At 73.6% G+C, this 17,196-nt stretch carries 14 protein-coding genes; 1 reads left to right on the top strand and 13 read right to left on the bottom strand.

The window, feature by feature from the left end; genetic code table 11:
• Window positions 1-6: 6 nt before the first annotated feature.
• The 5 genes from EJC51_RS16155 to EJC51_RS16135 form a co-directional block, all read right to left on the bottom strand.
• Window positions 7-1,701: a VMAP-C domain-containing protein gene (locus EJC51_RS16155; protein WP_126271730.1), complete on the bottom strand. Its 1,695-nt coding sequence runs from the start codon at window positions 1,699-1,701 to the stop codon at window positions 7-9.
• On the bottom strand, window positions 1,698-2,015 hold the full coding sequence (locus EJC51_RS16150; protein WP_126271729.1) for a CU044_2847 family protein: 318 nt from the start codon (window positions 2,013-2,015) through the stop codon (window positions 1,698-1,700). The genes EJC51_RS16155 and EJC51_RS16150 overlap by 4 nt, the downstream gene beginning before the upstream one ends.
• A 103-nt stretch (window positions 2,016-2,118) precedes the next feature.
• Window positions 2,119-3,447 (bottom strand): carboxyl transferase domain-containing protein, encoded by a 1,329-nt coding sequence (locus EJC51_RS16145; RefSeq protein ID WP_126271728.1) that lies wholly within the window; start codon window positions 3,445-3,447, stop codon window positions 2,119-2,121.
• Window positions 3,440-4,888 carry an acyl-CoA synthetase gene (locus EJC51_RS16140; protein ID WP_126271727.1) on the bottom strand — a complete coding sequence of 483 codons (1,449 nt, stop codon included), beginning with the start codon at window positions 4,886-4,888 and terminating at the stop codon, window positions 3,440-3,442. The genes EJC51_RS16145 and EJC51_RS16140 overlap by 8 nt, the downstream gene beginning before the upstream one ends.
• Window positions 4,889-4,980: 92 nt before the next feature.
• Window positions 4,981-6,015 carry a MerR family transcriptional regulator gene (locus EJC51_RS16135; RefSeq protein WP_126271726.1) on the bottom strand — a complete coding sequence of 345 codons (1,035 nt, stop codon included), beginning with the start codon at window positions 6,013-6,015 and terminating at the stop codon, window positions 4,981-4,983.
• 138 nt (window positions 6,016-6,153) lie between these two features.
• Here EJC51_RS16135 and EJC51_RS16130 point away from each other — a divergent pair, with 138 nt between their 5' ends.
• Window positions 6,154-7,050 (top strand): ATP-grasp domain-containing protein, encoded by an 897-nt coding sequence (locus EJC51_RS16130; protein ID WP_126271725.1) that lies wholly within the window; start codon window positions 6,154-6,156, stop codon window positions 7,048-7,050.
• 451 nt (window positions 7,051-7,501) lie between these two features.
• Here EJC51_RS16130 and EJC51_RS16125 read toward each other — a convergent pair whose 3' ends face one another.
• The 8 genes from EJC51_RS16125 to EJC51_RS16090 are packed head-to-tail and all read right to left on the bottom strand — an operon-like array spanning window position 7,502 to window position 17,193.
• Entirely contained in the window at window positions 7,502-8,110 is a 609-nt protein-coding gene (locus EJC51_RS16125) for a hypothetical protein (RefSeq protein ID WP_126271724.1), read from the bottom strand.
• The gene (locus tag EJC51_RS16120; protein ID WP_126271723.1) at window positions 8,049-8,888 is read right to left on the bottom strand and encodes an FkbM family methyltransferase; all 840 of its coding nucleotides are present in this window, start codon (window positions 8,886-8,888) and stop codon (window positions 8,049-8,051) included. The genes EJC51_RS16125 and EJC51_RS16120 overlap by 62 nt, the downstream gene beginning before the upstream one ends.
• The gene (locus EJC51_RS16115; protein WP_166682861.1) at window positions 8,885-9,175 is read right to left on the bottom strand and encodes a Trm112 family protein; all 291 of its coding nucleotides are present in this window, start codon (window positions 9,173-9,175) and stop codon (window positions 8,885-8,887) included. Before EJC51_RS16115 ends, EJC51_RS16120 begins: the two co-directional genes overlap by 4 nt.
• Window positions 9,172-10,083, bottom strand: coding sequence for a hypothetical protein (locus EJC51_RS16110; protein ID WP_126276976.1), 912 nt, complete (start codon window positions 10,081-10,083; stop codon window positions 9,172-9,174). Before EJC51_RS16110 ends, EJC51_RS16115 begins: the two co-directional genes overlap by 4 nt.
• 24 nt (window positions 10,084-10,107) lie before the next feature.
• The gene (locus EJC51_RS16105; protein WP_126271722.1) at window positions 10,108-10,836 is read right to left on the bottom strand and encodes a class I SAM-dependent methyltransferase; all 729 of its coding nucleotides are present in this window, start codon (window positions 10,834-10,836) and stop codon (window positions 10,108-10,110) included.
• The gene (locus EJC51_RS16100; protein WP_126271721.1) at window positions 10,833-12,233 is read right to left on the bottom strand and encodes a condensation protein; all 1,401 of its coding nucleotides are present in this window, start codon (window positions 12,231-12,233) and stop codon (window positions 10,833-10,835) included. The genes EJC51_RS16105 and EJC51_RS16100 overlap by 4 nt, the downstream gene beginning before the upstream one ends.
• Entirely contained in the window at window positions 12,230-16,393 is a 4,164-nt protein-coding gene (locus EJC51_RS16095) for an alpha-(1->3)-arabinofuranosyltransferase domain-containing protein (RefSeq protein WP_126271720.1), read from the bottom strand. The genes EJC51_RS16100 and EJC51_RS16095 overlap by 4 nt, the downstream gene beginning before the upstream one ends.
• A complete protein-coding gene (locus tag EJC51_RS16090; protein ID WP_425276839.1) occupies window positions 16,390-17,193 on the bottom strand; it encodes a class I SAM-dependent methyltransferase in 804 nt (267 codons plus the stop codon). The genes EJC51_RS16095 and EJC51_RS16090 overlap by 4 nt, the downstream gene beginning before the upstream one ends.
• Window positions 17,194-17,196: the final 3 nt, after the last annotated feature.

The raw sequence follows: 17,196 nt of genomic DNA, 5'->3' as shown, positions 1-17,196 counted from the left end.
CAGTCCTCACGCTACGGGGGTGTGTACATGGGCCGCGCCCTCGTGCCGGTCCTTGAAGCAGCGCGGGTCGTCCCACAGCAGCTGGATGTCCCGCGCCCAGTGGTCGTCCCGGGAGTCCGCCTCGTCGCGCAACGCCAGGACGTGGCGCGGGAGTTCGGCGGGTGGGACATGCCGTACGTGGGTGTCGAGCGCGTCGAGGAACGCCGCACCGGGGCAGGTGTCACGGCATCCGTCGGTCCCGGCTCCGGTGCCGCCGCAGCCGCGGCGGGACCAGACGATCACCGGGGCGGGCGCGGTGAGCGAGTTCTTGAAGTGCTCGCGGGTGAGCGCGGCGTCCGGGACGGCGGCGAAGCCGGTCAGGCAGGTGCCGTTCCGGCGCAGGGCGAGACGGAGTTCGCCCGGCTTCTCCGGGGAGTCGCAGGTGACGCGGTGCACCTGGCCGGTGCTGGCGCCGAGCCGGTTCCAGGTGCGGGTCAGCACGTGGCGGGTGCCGCGGCCGCGGCGGGTGTGGTCGGTGACGACGACCGGGTAGGCGCAGCCGAGCGGGGCGTCGCCGGGCGCGCACGCCCAGCGGTCCACCGGCCAGTCCAGCCAGTCCCGGGGGAGTGAGAAGGCGATCAGCTCGTCGCCGCCCGGGGTGAGATGACTGAACGCCGCGTCGATCCGGTCCTGGAGATAGCCGTGCAGGCCCGCCAGCGGAACGGTGTCGGAGGCGACCGGGTGCCGGCGTTCCCCGCTGTAGGCCGAGACCTCCACCTGGACGTGGTCCTCGCCGGCGCCGCTGTGGCGGAGCTCGACGAGGATCGGCTCCCAGGCCGGGCCGGTCGAGCCGGTACCGCTCGGCGGGGCGGCGGGCGGGTGCAGCAGGGCGTCCAGCCGGTCGGCGAAGCGGGTCACCGTGTCCGGGTCGTCCAACTCGGCCTGCACGAACAGGGCCGCCGACCACAGCGAGTCGAAGCCGCCCCGCGGCGGGGCGGGGGCGAGCTCGTCCGCCGCGTCGGCGTACAGCCGTACCGGATCGCAGACCAGTCCGGTCCGTACGGCCTTCTCCACCAGTCTTCTCAGCCGGCGCCGGGCGGCGAGCGGGCGCCCTGCGGTCGGGACCAGGCCCTCCAACTCGGCGCAGTGGCGGGCGAACACGTCGGTGGGCAGCATCCGGCCGGTGCGGATGTCCCGGGCGCCGGCCGCCGCCGTGACCATGCCGACGACCTCGCCGGTCTCCACGAGGACCACGGCCGCCCCGCTGAACCCCGCGACCAGCGGCTGTCCATGGCCGCTCCACGCCTCCAGCTGGATCCACTCACCGCCGACCCGGACCGGCCCCGTGGTGCGGTACTCGGCGAGCTGGCCCTCGTCGTAGCCCCTCGGGAAGCCGTACGCGATGAGCTTGCGGTCGCCGTGCGCGGTGTCCGCCGGGGCGAGGGCGGCCGGGGTGATCGACACCTCCGCCGCCAGCTCCAGGACGGCGAGATCGCCCAGGTCGCTGGGGTGCCCGCCCCAGGCGCCGCGCGCCACCACCCGGGCCGGGACCGGGGCGGAGCCGGGGAGCTGCGGGAAGGACACGGTGACCGCGGCCTGGCCGCCGTTCTCCTCCGGGACCACGTGCGCGCAGGTCAGCACCCGGTCGTGGGTCACCAGGAACCCCGCCCCGGCGATCTGGCCCGCGCGCTCGATGCGGGCCTGCCACGCGGCGCCGGTCATGAACGTGAGGGGGTCCAGGTCAGCTTGACCACGAGATGGCCCTCGGCCGACCCCTTCGCGATGATCGCGCCCGACTCGGCGGCCAGCTTCACCCCGAACTCGATCTCCACACCGTCCGGTTGGAGCGCGCCCTCGCGGAACACCCGGAGCGCCGCCTCGGCCGCCGAGCGGACCCCGTCGAGCGCGGCCTCGAACGTGCGGGCCGCCTGGACGGTCCCGTCCCGCGAGACCAGGCGCGAGCCCGCCCCGTCGTCGGCGGCCTCCACCGCGACCACCGCACCGTCACCGGTCTTGAACTCGATCACGCCATCCATGACGCCCCCGTCGTGTGCTGTACCGAGCCGTTCCCATTGTCCGGGACGACGGCACGCGTTGTCCCGGTTTCGGCACGCTGGGCTTCCGGGGGCGCATGCCGGGTCACCGGTCCTCGCGGATCACCCCCAGTTCCGCCAAGTCCTGCGGACGGAGCCGGAGTTGTTCCGCCGTCGGCCGGATCTCCGTCGCCGGTCGCTTCAGGATCGCCGCGGCGAGTTCCGGGGCGATCACCGAGAAGTAGCTGTCCGGTGTGGCCCAGGTGTTGCCGGGGGGCGCGAGGGCCAGGGCGCCGCCGGAGCCGCCCTCGCCGATGAGGAGCGTGGTGACCGGGGTGCGGGCGGCGGCGACCGTCAGGAACAGGTCCGCGATCGCCGCGCCGACGCCCTGCCGTTCGGCCTCCGCGTCGTTGGCGGCGCCCGGCGTGTCCACCAGCGTCAGCACGGGGATGCCGAGCCGGTCCGCCAGCTGGATCAGCCGGGTCGCCGTGCGGTAACCGGCCGGCCGGGTCGCCGTCCCGTCCTGCGCCGCGTACGCGATCGTCCGGCCCTCCCGCTCGCCGAAACCGCAGAGCATGCCGGGGTCCACGCCGCCGCAGCGGTCGCCGGAGAGCGGCAGGCGGTGCGTGAAGTAGGCGTCCAAGTAGGCTGCCGCACGCGGGCGTTGTGGGGAACGGGCTCGGCTCACCGCCTCCCAGCCGGTCGCGGGCGGGTCCGGCGCGCCGAGCGGGGCGGGCACCGGGGCCGGGGCGCCGCTCGGCCGCGTCAGCAGCCGCAGCCACCGCCCCAGCACCCCGCGCAGCTCGCCGGGGCGCACGACCGCGTCCACCGCCCCCGCCGCGAACTGCGCCTCCGCCGTGTACGCCGCAGGCTCCGCGTCGGCCGGACGGACCCGGGAACCGGCGAAGCCGACCTGGGCGCCGGGCAGGGCGAGGGTGACGTCGGCGCCGGCGCCGAGGGTGGCCCAGCCGCCGCCGGTCGTCGGGTCGCGCAGGACGGCGATCTGCGCAAGGCCCGCCTCCCGCGTGAGCGCCGACTGGCGTGCCACCCGCTGGAGCTGGGTGAGCGCGAGCATGCCCTCCTGCATCCGGCTGCCGCCCGTGGCCACCAACGGGACGACCGGAAGCCGGTGTTCGCGGGCGTACGCGTACGCCGCCTCCAGCCGGTCACCGGTGCGGACGCCGAGCGAGCCGCCCAGGAAGCCGAACTCGAAGGCGATCAGCACGGCCCGGGTGCCCTCCACCCGCCCCGTGCCGCACACGACCGACTCCTGCTCCCCGGTGCGCTCGGCGGCGCGGGCGCGCGAGGCGTCGTAGCCCTGCCAGCCGAGCGGCCCGTCGGGCGGGAACTCGCCGCTGGGGGCGGGGAGTTCGGTGAAGGTGGACTCGTCGGTGACGAGGGCGAGGGCGGCGCGGGCGGAGAGGCGCTCAGCCATGCAGGGCCCGCTTCATGATCTTCCCCATGTCGTTGCGGGGGAGGGCGTCCAGGTGGTGGACGACGCGGGGGCGCTTGTGCGGGGCGAGGCGGCGGGCGACGTGGTCCGCCAACTCTTCTGCCTTCGGCGGTGATTGAGGATCGGCCGGCACGATCCAGGCGACGATCCGCTCGCCCAGGTCCGCGTCCGGCTCACCCGTCACGGCCGCCTCCCGCACGCCCGGGTGTTCCAGCAGCGCGTTCTCGATCTCGCCCGCCCCGATCTTGTAACCCCCGCTCTTGATCAGGTCGGTGGCCTTGCGGCCGACGATCCGGACGTAGCCGTCGGGATCACGCACCGCCATGTCCCCGGTGCGGAACCAGCCGTCCGCCGTGAACGCGGCGGCCGTCGCGTCGGGACGGTTGAGGTACTCCGTGAACAGGTTCGTCCCGCGCACCTGGATCTCGCCCACCGTCTCGCCGTCGTACGACGTGAGCGGCGTCCCGTCCTCCTCCACCAGCCGCAGCTCCACGCCCGGCAGCGGTACGCCGACGGTGCCCGCGCGCGGCTCCCCGTCCGCGCGCACACTGGTGTTCATCAGCGTCTCCGTCATGCCGTACCGCTCGATCACCCGCCGGCCCGTCGCGGCCGTGATGCGCTCGTGGTCGTGCACCGGGAGGGCGGCGGAGCCGGAGACCAGGAGGCGGGCTCCGGATAGCGCCTTCACCAACTCCGGGTCCTCGGGGAGGACTTGGGCGATGCGGTGGTACATCGTCGGCACCCCGAACAGCATGGTCGCGCCGTCGTTCAGCTCCCGCGCCACGCCCTCCGTGGAGAAGCGGCCCAGGTGGCGCACCGAACCGCCGCGCCGCAGCGGGCCGAGGGTGCCCAGCACGAGACCGTGCACATGGAACAGCGGCAGCCCGTGCACGAGCACGTCCTCGCCGGTCCACCGCCAGGCGTCGGCGAGCGCGTCCAGGGTCGACGTGACGGCCCGCCGGGGGATGACGGCCCCCTTGGGCGGGCCGGTGGTGCCGGAGGTGTAGACGATCAGGGCGGGGGACTCGGCGGACACGTCGGTGTCGAGGAGGGCGCCGCCCTCGGTCGTCCGCGGCACGACGTCCATGCGCGCCAAGTCCCGCAGGGGAGGCGGGAGTTCGTCGCCGGGTGCCGCCAGGGCCAGCGTCGGTGTGCTGTCGGACAGGATGTGCCCGAGTTCCTTCTCGCCGGACCTGGGGTTGAGCGGTACGGCGGCCACACCGGCCTCCAGTGCCGCCACCACCGCCACCGCGGTCTCCAGCGTCGGCGTCGCCCAGACGGCCACTCTGCCCGCGCCGCCGATCCGTCCCGCGAGGGCGGCGGTGGCGGCGGCGAGCTCGCCGTACGTCAGGGAACGATCGCCGAACCGCAGCGCGGGTCGGTCGGTCCGGTCGCCGGTCAGGGCCGGGAAGAGAGAGGACACGCGGCGTACTCCTTCGTCCGTCAGGTCAACCACCACGATCCCTCCGTACACCATCGACTGCCGGAAGAAACGCTCACGGTCGACCTCCGGCGTCAGGACACCGCAGTCCTCACCACATCCGCCACCACACAGCTCACGTTGTCCGGGCCGCCCGCCTCGTTCGCCGCGCCGATCAGGGTGTGGACGGCCGCCTCCGGTGTGGCCGCTGTGGTGAGGGCGGTGCGGATGCGGGCGTCGGGCACGACGCTCGACAGGCCGTCGGAGCAGAGGAGGTAGCGGTCGCCGGGGGCCGCGTCATGGAGGCGGAGGTCGGGGGCCGCGGTGCCGAGCGCCTTGAGGAGGAAGGTGCGGCGGGGGTGGGACGTGGCCTCCTCCGGGGTCAGCCGGCCCTCGTCGATCAGGGACTGGACGAGGGTGTGGTCGTGCGTGATGCGGAACAGGGCGCCGTCCCGCAGGAGATAGGCACGGGAGTCGCCGATGTGGACCAGGGCGAGGCGGGAGTCCGTCCAGAGGAGGGCGGTGAGGGTGGTTCCCGAGTCGCTCTCGCCCGCGTCGCCCGCGCCGTGCACCGTCTCCTGAAGGAGGCTGAGCACGTCACCGGCCGGGATCTCCTGTGTCTCCAGCGTCTTCAGCGCTTCCACGGCCGCCCGGCTCACCGGCGCGCCCCCGGGCCCGAAGCCGTCCGCGACCGCGAGCAGCCGGGTGCCCGCGTATGCCGTGTCCTGGTTCTGCGGGCGGACCCGGCCGGTGTCCGAGTGGGCGGCGTAGCGCAGTTCCAGCATGGGGGCCTCTTCCCGTCGCCTGTCCGTCGTGAGGTGGTCGATCAGGAAGGCGGCCAGGTCGCGACGCTGGGCCGTTTCCGCCTCCACCCGGTCCCAGTAGGCGCGGATCTCCCCGGCGGCCGCCTCCGGCGCGAGCGCGCACACCTCGCGGATGCGGGCCAGCGGCATCCCGATCCGGCGCAGCCAGGCCACCAGCCGGGCCTGCTCCAGCTGCGCCGCCGCGTAGTAGCGGTAGCCGGTGTCCGGGTCGACGCGGGCGGGGCGCAGCAGGTCCAGTTCGTCGTACAGCCGCAGGGCCTTGGGCGACAGCCGGCACGCCTTCGCGAAGACGCCGATCGTCAGCACGCGCCACCACCTCCCCTTCCGGTTCCCGTCCCCGATGCTGGGGCTTCACCAAGGGGGAAGGTCAAACGGGTTGCCGCGGTTGCGTGCCCTCCGGTTAGCCTGCCGGGACTGCGTACACCCATCCGAAGGGACCCACCCGTGCCCCGAGTCGCCCTCGTCACCTACGACCCCCGTCCCGAGCCCTCCCGCGACCGTGACCTGCCCGTGCTGGTGGACGTGCTGCGGGCCGCCGGGGCCGATGCGGAGGCCGTGTTCTGGGACGACGCCGACGTCGACTGGGGCGGTTACGACCTCGTCCTCATCAGGTCGACCTGGGACTACAGCTGGCGGGCCGCCGAGTTCACGGCGTGGGCCGAGCGGGTCGGCAAGGTGACCCGGCTCGCCAATCCCGCCGACGTCGTGCGCTGGAACAGCGACAAGCGGTACCTGGGGGAGCTGGCGGCGGCCGGCGTGCCGACCGTGCCCACCTCGTACCTCGCTCCGGGTGACGCGGTCGAGCTGCCGGGTGATCACGAGTACGTCGTGAAGCCGACGTCCGGCGCCGGGGCGCGGTATGCGGCGCGGTACACGGCCGAGCAGCACGACACGGCCGTACGGCATGTCGAGCGCATGCACGCGGAGGGGTTCACCGCGATGATCCAGCCGTACATGCGCGGCATCGACGCCGCCGGGGAGCGGGCGTTGCAGTTCTTCGGCGGGCGGCTGCTGCACGCCAGCCGGAAGCGGGCCGTCCTCGCGCCCGGCACGGCCTTCGACGCGGACAAGGTCGCCCACCCGGGCCTGGAGCCGTGGACGGCGACCCCGGCCGAGCTGGACGTCGCCGAGCGTGCCCTGGCCGCCGTACCGGACGCTCCGGAGCTGCTGTACGCGCGCGTGGACCTGGTGGACGGGGACGACGGGGCGCCGGTGGTGATGGAGCTGGAGCTGGTCGAGCCGAACCTCTTCCTGTTCCTGCACCCGCGGTCGCTGCCGCGGGTGGTGGAGGCGGTGCTGGGGGCGGCCGGGGCGCCGGACGCGACCCCTGGTCGCCCGTAGCGGCGGCAACTCCGCGATCCGCGCCTCACCTGGGCGGCAGGTGCCTCAGTGCCTGCGCAGGCAGACCCGGCCCCGCCGCCATGACCCGGCACCCCGACCGGCCCGCCGCCACGCATGGTTCAGCCGTCCCGCGCCCGTCACCGTGCACCACCGCATCGCCGCCACCTCCCACACGCCCTGCCCGAACGCCCCGTTCACACCGCCACCTCGTCCTCCTCCACGCCGATCACCAGCTGCGGCACGGCCTCGGGTCCGGGTGCTCGGTCATCGGGTCGCCTCCCACGGGCCGCCTCGGCTGAGAACTCACCTTCGGACCGTAGGACGACGGGGAGCGACGGCTGCCGGATGTCCGGCATTGTCCGTTTTTCGCGCCCGTTCGGGAGCGGACATGGGTCAGGGATGATCGAGTACGTCCGTACGAGGGCTGTGCGTGACCAAGTCCGTACGGTGCTCAGCGCACCGTCAGCCGTTGCAGCAGGCCCCAGGTGAACTCCGCCGCGCACTCCCGTCGCACGCCCTCCGCGTCCGGTGCCGTGAACGCCAGCCCCCACCTCGTCGGGGCGGTTCCCTCCAGGGGACGGGCCGGGGCGAAGGCGCGGGCGGCCTCGTCGACCGTGCACGACCAGGGGGTGAGGTCCTCCAGGGTGCGCAGGGTCGGGCCGGGCGCCCCCGGTGCCCGGACCAGCCACTCGTTCCACACCGCCGACCCGGTCGGTGCCAGCAGCACCTCGAAGCGCAGGTCGGGCCAGAGCGGCAGCGGCCACAGCCAGGCCTCGCACTCCATGTCGCCGACCTTGCGGGTGAGGACCGACTCGGGGGCGCCGAGGACCGAGCGGTAGCGGGAGGCGGCGGCACGCGCGCGCGGGGAGTGCAGCATCGCCTGCCAACGCTTGTTGGCCTCGCGCATCTCGGCGAGCGAGGCGCCGAGTTCCCGGCGGGCGTCCTCGACCAGGTCCGGGTTGTGGTCGGCCATACGGCGCAGCAGGACCAGCTGGAAGTCAGCGGGGCCGAAGGGGCTGGCGGGGCCGGCGGGGGGCTTTGCGGAGGGCATGCGTCCCATGGTCGCCGACCGGACCGGCAGGACGGCGGCCGTCCGGGAGAAACAGGACCGAGTTGACGTACCGCGGCCCCCGGAACGGCAGCACGCGCCGCAGCAGACCGTGCGAGACGACGTACGAGGCACCCTCCTGGTGGGCCTCCAGCGGGAAGGAGCGCAGCGGCACCCAGGTGTCGCCCGGCAGCACCCAGCCCTCGTAGTCCAGCAGCGCCAGATACGTCACCACCGGCCCGATCGGCTGGATGCGGGACTCCAGCTCGACGAAGAGCGCCGGGCGGTCGCGGGCCAGGATGCCGGTCGCGCCGCGCAGCACCGCCAGCTCGCTGCCGTCGACGTCGACCTTCATGAACCCGACGTCCTTCAGGCCGAGTTCGTCGAGGGTGACACAGCCGACGGGCAGCGCCCGCTGGTGGATGTCCCGGCGGACCAGCGAGGACACTCCGCGCTCGCCCGTGTCGTCCGGGGGCAGCCACAGCCGGGCGGTGCCGGGGCGCTCAGCCGCGGCGGCCTGCACGACCCGGACGTTGGGCGGGGCGGTGGCGGCGAGCAGCCGGGCCAGCCGCGGCACCGGCTCCACGGTCACCACCCGGCGGGCCCGCCCCGCGAGGCGGCGCGTCCAGGGGCCGTACCAGCCGCCGACGTCCACGGCCGTGCCGCACCCTTCCGGGCACAGCTCGGGCAGCCGGGCCAGCTCCGGTTCGAAGCGCGGATACACCGCCCGGGCGACGGCGGCCACCAGCCGGTCGGGCAGCAGCGGGGCGATCCTCGCGGCCAGCGTCATGACACGGTCCCCGTCGTCCCCGTCGTCCCCGTGGTCCCCGTCGTCCCCGTCGTTCCTTCGGTCCGGGCCATCCGCTTGAGCAGGTCCTCGTGCTCGTCGTCCGACACCTGCTCCCCGGACGAGGGCAGCAACTGCGGGATGCCGTCCACGATCGGGTACCTGCGGCGCAGCCGCGGGTTGTAGAGGGCCTCGTCCGGTGCCGCCGGGCCGTCCGGCAGGACGAGGTGCAGCGGACCCTTGTCGAGCGGGCACGCCAATATCCGCAACAGCGGGTCGTCGGGATTCATGGGGGTGTCAACTCCTTGGCACCGATGGGGGGTTGAGGGTCGAGTTGCTGGTCGTGCCGGGGCATGGACAGCAGGACGGCGACGGCGAGGACCGTGCCCGCGAGCCGCAGCGCGAGCCGCAGCGGGTCGTGCGGCAGCGTCTCGCCGAACGACAGCGTGCCGAGCACCGCCGTGAACAGACAGGTCACCGTCGTGCACACCGGCACGATCAGCGAGGCACGGCACCGTTGCAGCGCGGCCTGTGACATGACGAGCCCGAACGCGCCGGTGAACAGCAGGAGATACGGATAGGGAGAGCGCAGGACGTCAACCACCGCCGTCCCGAACCCACTTGAGGTCAGCCGCGTCGACACCCCCTTGATGGCCAGCGAACTCACCCCGTAGAGCAGGCCCACCGCCACGCCGTACTCGACACCGGTCGTCGGCAGCCGGTGCCGGTGCCGGGAGCGGCGCTCCGCCGCCCCGTACAGCCACACCCCGGCCGCCAGCGACGGCACGCACACCAGCAGGATCAACTGATAGGGCGCCGCTTGGCTCACGGAGTCCGCGCGCTCGTCCAGCGACAGCACCACCATCAGCAGCGCCCCGAGGATCGCCCCGAGCGCGTACCGCTCCCGCCCGCTCGTCTCCTCGCCCAGCAGCCGCGCCGACAGCAGCACCAGCAGCACCAGCCCGGAGACGAAGATGCCCTGCGCGGCGGCGATCGGCAGCGTCCGGTAGACCACGAGCTGCGCCCCGAACCCCGCGGCCAGCGCGAGCGAACCACCGATCCAGAGGGGGCTGCCGAGCACCAGCCGCAGCAGCCGGGCGGGCTGCCGGATCGACACCTCGGGCAACGAGGTGAGCGCCCGTTTCTCCAGGACGAAACCGATGCTGTACAGGGTGTTCGCCAACAGGGCCGCCGCCACTCCCCACCACATCGTCCACGCCCCCTAGGTCTTCCGCGCGTGCAACAACAGGATCGAAGCGAGCGACGGTCTGCGACACGCCAGCCGGTCCAACGGCCGCAGCGGACGCGGTACGCCGTGGAAGGGTGCCCCTTCCAGCCGTACGACGGTGAAGCCGGCCGCGGCCACGAACTCGCGCAGCGCGCGGGCGGTGTAGAGCCGCAGATGCCCCACGACCTCGTGTCCCGGACGCCCGTGGATCGCCCGCAGGCTCACCTCGGAGAACACCGGCTGGATTCCGGCCAGCAGCAGGGCGCGGTTGTACCAGGCGGCCAAGTTCGGGGTGGACAGCATGAGATGGCCGCCCGGGCGCAGCACCCGCCGGATCTCGTCCATCGCCGCGTCCGGGTCCACGAGATGCTCGACGACCTCGCTGAACAGCACGGCATCGACCGAGCCGGAACCGAACGGCAGCCCCCCGCCGGTGAGTTCACCGCGCACGGCGCACGGGATCCGGGTCCGGGCACGGCGCAGGGCGTCCTGGGACCAGTCGACGCCGACGAGATGGTGGCCGGGGAGCAGGGGCGCGGCGGTGGCCGCGGCCGTTCCGTCGCCGCAGCCGATGTCCAGGATCGTCTGCGCGGGACGCGTCCCGAGTGCCGTCGCCAGCATGCGGGCCTGGCGGAGGCTGCGCGGGGTGCCGGAGGCGACCGGGACGGCGGGGTCCTCGTAGAAGTCGCGCAGTTCACGGGGCTTGGCCGGGGCGGTGGTCATGACTGCTCCACGTCCGTGGTGTGCAAGTAGTGCTCGAACAGGTCGCGCAGATGGGCGCCGTCGCCGTGGCTGAGCAGGGACCGCGACCAGCGCAGGGCGAGGTGCAGCCGGCCGGCCGTGGACGCGGTGGTGACGGTCAGGCCGCGGGGCATCCTGGCCGGCGCCGAGAACCACACCGCGTGCGCGCGGCCCGCCTCCTCGCCGAAGTCCAGGGGGTACGGGATGCGGCCGATGTTGCTGAGGAGGGTCGTGGACGTCCAGGGGGCGGCGGCGCGGCGCAGGCCGCGGGTGAGCGCCGCGCGCCACGCCACGGGGGTGACGGGGGCGGTGAGGAGGGCGGCTCCGTGGCCGAGCTGGGGGCGGGGGAGGGACTTCAGGGCTCGGGTGCGGGTGGCCGTGCGGGTGAGGAGGCGCTGCATGTCGGAGGTCGTCAACTCGGCTGGGGCGAAGGGGACTTCCACCAGGCGGGTGCCGTTGCCGATGGGCATGGTGAGGTCCCGGGGGCGGTCGTCCACCGGCATCGTGATGCGGAGGGGGCGGGGGTGGGCGCCGTGTTCCCTGTTCCAGTGGGCGATCGTCAGGGCCGTGGTGACCATGAGCTGGTCGTTGACGGTGTAGGGGGCGCCCTTGGGGCGGTGGGGGAGGGGGAGTTCGGTGACGAGCATGCCGTTGCCGGGGGAGGGTTCGGGGGTGCCGGGGGCCACTCGGGCGGGGGGTGACCAGTTGGAAGGGGTGTCTGGGGAGGCGGGTTGGGGTTCGGGGGTGCGGGTGGGGGGTGCGGTGGGGGAGTTGTCCTTGCCGCCGTAGATCTCGGCCGCGGTGGCCAGGACGCGGAGGCAGGCTGGGCCGTCGAGGGCGGTGTGGTTGACGGTGAGGAACAGGACCGTGCCTTGGTGCTGGCCGGGGGTGGGTGTCGCTTGCCCGCGCTGGCGGGGTGCCGCTGCGCCCACCCGTGCCGCCCCAGCGGCACGACTGCCCGCAGCTGGGGCAGCGGAGCCGACCGCGTCTGTCGCCTCGCTGCCCTCCGCCCGGCCCGCCCCCTCCACCACCTCCAACCGCACCGGCGGCGAATCCGTCAGCGGCGGTGCGGTCGTCAGCGCGCGCGTCCTCGCGTCCCGCAGCGCGTCCCTCCCCGGTGCCGGGAACGTCACCACCTCCACGTCCGGGCGCTCGGTCAGTTCCCATTCGTAGCGGCGTCGGTACCAGCGCCCCCGCGCCTCCCGCATGAGGATGCGCGGGTGGCGCAGCAGGGCCTCGTGGAAGGCCTTGCGCAGGCCCGCCGGGTCCAGCCGGCCCGGGAGGTGGACCTCGATGTGGACGGTCTCCGGTTCCTCCTCCTGGAGGCAGTGCCGGGCGACCTCGTCCACGACCGGGAACGGAATGGTCCGCACGTTCACGCCTTCTCTCCCCCCTCGACCCTGGGCAGCACCCGGGTCGGCGCCTCCGACTCGCCATCCGACTCGTCGTCCGGTTCGCGCACGCTCACCACCGCCGCGAACAACCCGATCAGCGCCAGCAGTTGGGCCGCCCGCCCGAACGCCCCCTCGCCCGCGGCCACCGGCTCGCCCGCACCCGTCGCCGCCGCGATCCCCGCCCCCGCGAGGGCCGCGAACGCGATCGGGACGAGCCACGCACGGCGTCGGTGGGCGAGCAGGGCCAGCGCCGGGACGAGCAGGGCGAACCAGCCGGCGATCACCACGCCCACCACCGTCAGCGCGACCGTCCCCAGCCACAGCCCCGGCGGCGGCGCCACCGGCTGTGGCTCGTCGGGGTTGGGGGCGCGGCGCCGCCACAGGGCGAGGCCCAGCAGGAGCAGCAGCGCCACACCGCTGCCGATGAGGGCGCCGTCGTAGGTCACCGCCGGTTCGTACGACAGCTTGACCGCGCCGCCGGCCCCGGCCGGGATGCGCCAGCCCTGCTGCCAGCCGTCGAGCCGTACCGACGACAGTTCCTTGCCGTTCAGCGTGGCCTTCCAGCCGTCGTTGTAGTTCTCGTACGTCGTCAGGTAGGTGGCCGCGCCCGAGCCGACCGTGACCTCGCGGCGGTCGCCGAGCCAGTCGTCGATCTTCAGGTCGCGGCCCGCCGGGGTGGGTTCGGTGACGGTCCCGCGGGTCAGGGTCAGGTCGGTGAGGGTCAGGGGTCCGGCGTCGCCGCCCTCCACGCGGTGAGCGCCGGCCGACAGCTCCAACTCCGAGTCCGGGCGTCCTTCCTGGCAGAGCGTCACCGACACCGGGCGGCGCTCGCGCAGGTCCGCCACCGTGCCCTTCACGCTCGTCCGGTACAGCTCGCCGTCCACCGAGACCACCGGTCCCTCGCCGCACGGCAAGGAGAACTTCCGGGTGTCGCGCGGCTGGGGCGTGCGGTACTGGTCGAGGGACGGGATGTAGGCCTCGGTCAGGCCCACCGGGAGGCGCAGGTTCTCGTCGACGACCGGGTTGTAGAGGGTGACCGGGGCCGTCTCGGTGATGGTGATGTCGAGGCGGTCGGTGGTGATGGCCGGGAAGCGGACCCAGCCGTTCTCGTCGACTCCGGCGGTCGTCGAGCCGTCGGGGGAGCTGATGGCGACCTGGGTGGGGCGGGTCGCGAGGCCTCCGGCGGGGGCCAGGACCAGTTCGCTGACCGGCTGTTTTCCGTCCCAGCCGAGATGGATGGTGGGGCGGTCGCCCGCGATCCACGCCGTGGTCAGGTCGCCGTCGGTGAGGTTGCGGGCCGACAGGCCGGTGCCGAGGGCGGCGGTGGAGTCGGCGGTGGCGACGATGCGGTTGTCCTGGTCGGGGGCGACCTCGTACAGCAGCTTGTCGAGCTCCGTGCCCGGCACGGTGGTCGCGCTCGCCTTCACCTCGTACGTCCCCGCCGTGGCCGTCGAGAAGCGGCGGTGCAGGCCGGCCTCCGTGCCGTCGGCCGCCCGGTGCAGGGAGATGAGGTCCGCGCCCGCGTCGGTGTCCTCGGCGTCGGTGGGCAGCCGGAGGAGTCGGGTCACCTGGACGTCCGGCAGGTCGATCTCGGAGAAGCCCGCGCCCAGCAGCCCGGAGCGGCGTTCGACGGAGTCGAGGATGGTCAGCTTCATCCAACTCGTCGGCCCGGTCGGCGCCTTGACGCTCTGCGTCATGCCGTCGGGGCGCAGGAAGCTGGTCCGCGAGCCGTTCTCGGTCTCCACCCGCACCTCGGTCGGTGCCGCGCGCACGCTCTCCTGCGGCAACGGCGTCACCTTGAACGACGACGGCATGTCGTACGCGTCGTCCGTGAACCCGATCCGCAGCCACTGCCCGTCCGCCGAGCCCAGCGAGCCCTCCACCCACGCGGTGTCGGGGTTGCCGTCGAAGGCGTTGACGGGGTCGAACTGCGGGAGGTGGAACAGCCAGTTGCCGTACGAGGACGCCGTCACCGAGCTCGCGCCGCGCAGTTGGGCGACCGTCTGATGGTCGAGGCCCTTGGCCGGCAGGATCTGGTGCGGTTTCTCCCCGGCGTCCTCGGAGGCGTCCGGCGCGTTGCGCTCGCCACTGGTGTACGTGTACGACGTGTTGGAGTTGACCAGGCCGAAGCGGGTGTCGGCGCGGCGCAGTCCGTCGCCGGTGATCTGGAGCGGGGGCGTGCCGAGCCCGGGGTGGTTGTCGCCGGTCAGGACCGTCGCCCGGCCGCGCAGCTCGGCGGCCAGCGGCAGCAGCGACTCGGGGCCGCCGGAGACGGTGGCGGTGTCCGCGACCGGCAGCAGTCCGGCGTGCCCGGGGTTCGGGGTGCCGTCGGGCGGCATGTAGATCTCCACCGCCCGCTGCCTGGGGTACAGCCCCTCGACGGCGAGCGGCGCGTCGTGCACGATCCGGCCGCCGGTCATGATCGGCCCGTAGCCGATGACCCGCTTGTACCCGGACTGCTCCAGGGTCCGCTTGACGACGGTCGTCGGCACATAGCCGATCTGGTCGGGGTCGAGGTCGTTGCGGACGACGACGTACCGGATGCCGGAGCGGGCCAGGAAGTCCGCGAGCCCGGGGACTTCACCCCCGCTGGTCAGGGCGTCCTCCACGGCGTCCATGGCCCGCCGGTTGCCGGCCGTGCCGAACGGGACGTAATCGCGTTGCGCCCAGCGGGACTTGGCGACCACGTCGAGGGGCTGGTCGATGGTCGAGCCCCAGGTGTAGATGCCGTGCGCGGTCGCCGGGACGACGAGCGCACGGGAGTCGGGGGAGAACTTCTCCAGCCAAGTCGCCGTCGACTTCCAGTACTTGGGGATCTCCTGGAAGGAACCCGGGTTCAGGATCGACCCGTTGAGATACGGCCACATCAGACCCGGCAGGATCAGCACGGCGGCGACCAGCGGGGCGAACCGCCGCCCCCGCACCGGCCGCGCCCCGCGTGTCTCGGCGGCGACCCCGACGAGATGGGCGAGCCCCAGCACCAGGGCCAGCGCGAGCCCCGTCTGGAACTTGTAGATGTTCCGGAAGGGCGCGAGCCCCCCGTTCAGCCAGTCCCGGACGACCCCGTGGAAGGGCGCCCCGAACCCGCCGCCGTACCCGGCGAGCAGGATCAGCGCGGCCACGATCACCGTCAGCGTCAGCCAGCGCCGCTCCGGCAGATCCCGTCGCGCCAGGCCCGCGAGCCCGAGCCCGGCGGCCAGCGCCGAGCACACGATCACGATCACCGACGACGCGACCGTCCACCCGGCCGGCAGCCACGCCTCACCGAAGTGCAGATAGGCGACCCAGTTCCCGGCGCCGCGCAGCGCCTCCGTCGCCGACATGGTCTCGGTGGTGGTCTGCGCGCTCTCGACGTACGGCAGGAAGTTCTCCCCGTAGACGCCGAGCAGCAGCAGCGGGATCCACCACCAGGCGGTCGCCAGGACCACCCCGGATATCCACCAGGCGAGCAGCTTTCTCTGCCGGGGGCCGGGGGACCGGGTGAGCAGATACAAGCCGACCGGCAGCAGCGAGGCGAGGGTGGCGGCCGCGTTCACCCCGCCCATGAAGGGGACGACCAGCACCGACCGCACGGCGGCGACCCGCGCGCTGTACCGCTCGTCCGTCAACGGCAGCAGCACCCAGGGCAGGAACGCGCCGGGCAGCGCGGCGGCGGACGTCGACCCGATGACGATGGTGAAGACCGGCCACAGGGCGTACGCGAGCGCGGCGAGCAGCCGGGAGGACGGGCTCCCGACCCGCAGCCGCTCCGCGAGCCGCAGCGCGCCCCAGAAGGCGACCGACACGATCAGCGACAGCCACAGCCGCTCCGCCAGCCACACCGGCAGCCGTACGGCGTCGGCCAGCCAGTAGAACGGCAGCATCGGCCACAGATAGCCGGTGTACTGGTCGGAGATCCCGCCGAAGGACCCCTGGTCCTGCCACAGCTGCCCGAGATCGTCGAAGAACCGCCCCGGGTCGACGGTCACACCCAGCTTGGTGTCGAAGGTCTGCCGCCCCGGATGCACCGCCAGCAACAGCACGAACACCACGGCCCAGAACCCCACCAGCCACCGACGTGACCGCGGGCCCTCCGGCGGGCCCGACATGCGCGCGGTGGAGGGGACGGCGGCCGGAGGAGGGGCCTGGACCGTGGATGTCGTCATGGTGGACACCGCCGGAGGATGAGGAGGAGGTTCCAGGTGGCCACCTCACGGATCCCGGGCGCCTTCACCACGGTCTCGGCGAGGAACGGCCAGTAGCGGGAGCGCGCCGAGACGACCCTGACGTCGTCACGGGCGCGCACCTGCCGCAGGGTGGGGCCGATGTGCACGGCGAACAGGTTCTCGCCGAGGGTGTGCTTCGCGGCCCTGCCGGTACGGCGCCGATAACGGGCCCGCGCCCGCTCGGCGCCCAGATAGTGCCAGGGCGCCCACTCGTGACCACCCCACGGGGACAGCCAGTTGGTGAACGACAGATAGATCAGCCCGCCGGGCCGCGTCACCCGCACCAGCTCACTGACGAAGGTCTGCGGATCGGCGACGTGTTCGAGGACGTTGGAGGAGAAGGTGACGTCCGCGACCCCGTCGTACAACGGCAGCAGATACCCGTCGGCGATCACGGCCCCGTCGGGCGGCTTCGCCCCGAGCTCCGCCGCGTCGGGCTCGAAGAGGTAGGCGTGGGCACCGCGCCGCCGGAACTCCTCGGTGAAACACCCGCTGCCACCCCCGACGTCGACGACGGTCCGGCCGGCGACGGGGCCGTCGTAGGCCTCGACCTGATCGACGGAGTCGCGGGCCAGGAGTGCGTAGCAGGCCTCGGGGTCGTCCTGCTCATGGAGGAAAGCGCGAAAAAGGGTGAGCGAGCGTCTGAACGAGGGGTCCTTGATGCCGCCCGAGGGGCGCGGGGCTGTATCTGATATGCGGCTACCGCCGCGTGGGCGCGACCAGCCACGAGGCACCCGCAGCCG

This window comes from Streptomyces aquilus (genome assembly GCF_003955715.1).
Classification (GTDB): domain Bacteria; phylum Actinomycetota; class Actinomycetes; order Streptomycetales; family Streptomycetaceae; genus Streptomyces; species Streptomyces aquilus.
Note: the sequence above shows the minus strand (reverse complement) of the source record. Positions and strands in the feature narration are given on the sequence as shown.

Excerpts from the sequence above, each read along its gene's own strand:
- EJC51_RS16155 (WP_126271730.1), bottom strand. The coding sequence starts at position 1,701 with ATGACCGGCGCCGCGTGGCAGGCCCGCATCGAGCGCGCGGGCCAGATC.
- EJC51_RS16150 (WP_126271729.1), bottom strand. The coding sequence starts at position 2,015 with ATGGATGGCGTGATCGAGTTCAAGACCGGTGACGGTGCGGTGGTCGCG.
- EJC51_RS16145 (WP_126271728.1), bottom strand. The coding sequence starts at position 3,447 with ATGGCTGAGCGCCTCTCCGCCCGCGCCGCCCTCGCCCTCGTCACCGAC.
- EJC51_RS16125 (WP_126271724.1), bottom strand. The coding sequence starts at position 8,110 with ATGGGACGCATGCCCTCCGCAAAGCCCCCCGCCGGCCCCGCCAGCCCC.
- EJC51_RS16120 (WP_126271723.1), bottom strand. The coding sequence starts at position 8,888 with ATGACGCTGGCCGCGAGGATCGCCCCGCTGCTGCCCGACCGGCTGGTG.
- EJC51_RS16115 (WP_166682861.1), bottom strand. The coding sequence starts at position 9,175 with ATGAATCCCGACGACCCGCTGTTGCGGATATTGGCGTGCCCGCTCGAC.
- EJC51_RS16105 (WP_126271722.1), bottom strand. The coding sequence starts at position 10,836 with ATGACCACCGCCCCGGCCAAGCCCCGTGAACTGCGCGACTTCTACGAG.
- EJC51_RS16095 (WP_126271720.1), bottom strand. The coding sequence starts at position 16,393 with ATGACGACATCCACGGTCCAGGCCCCTCCTCCGGCCGCCGTCCCCTCC.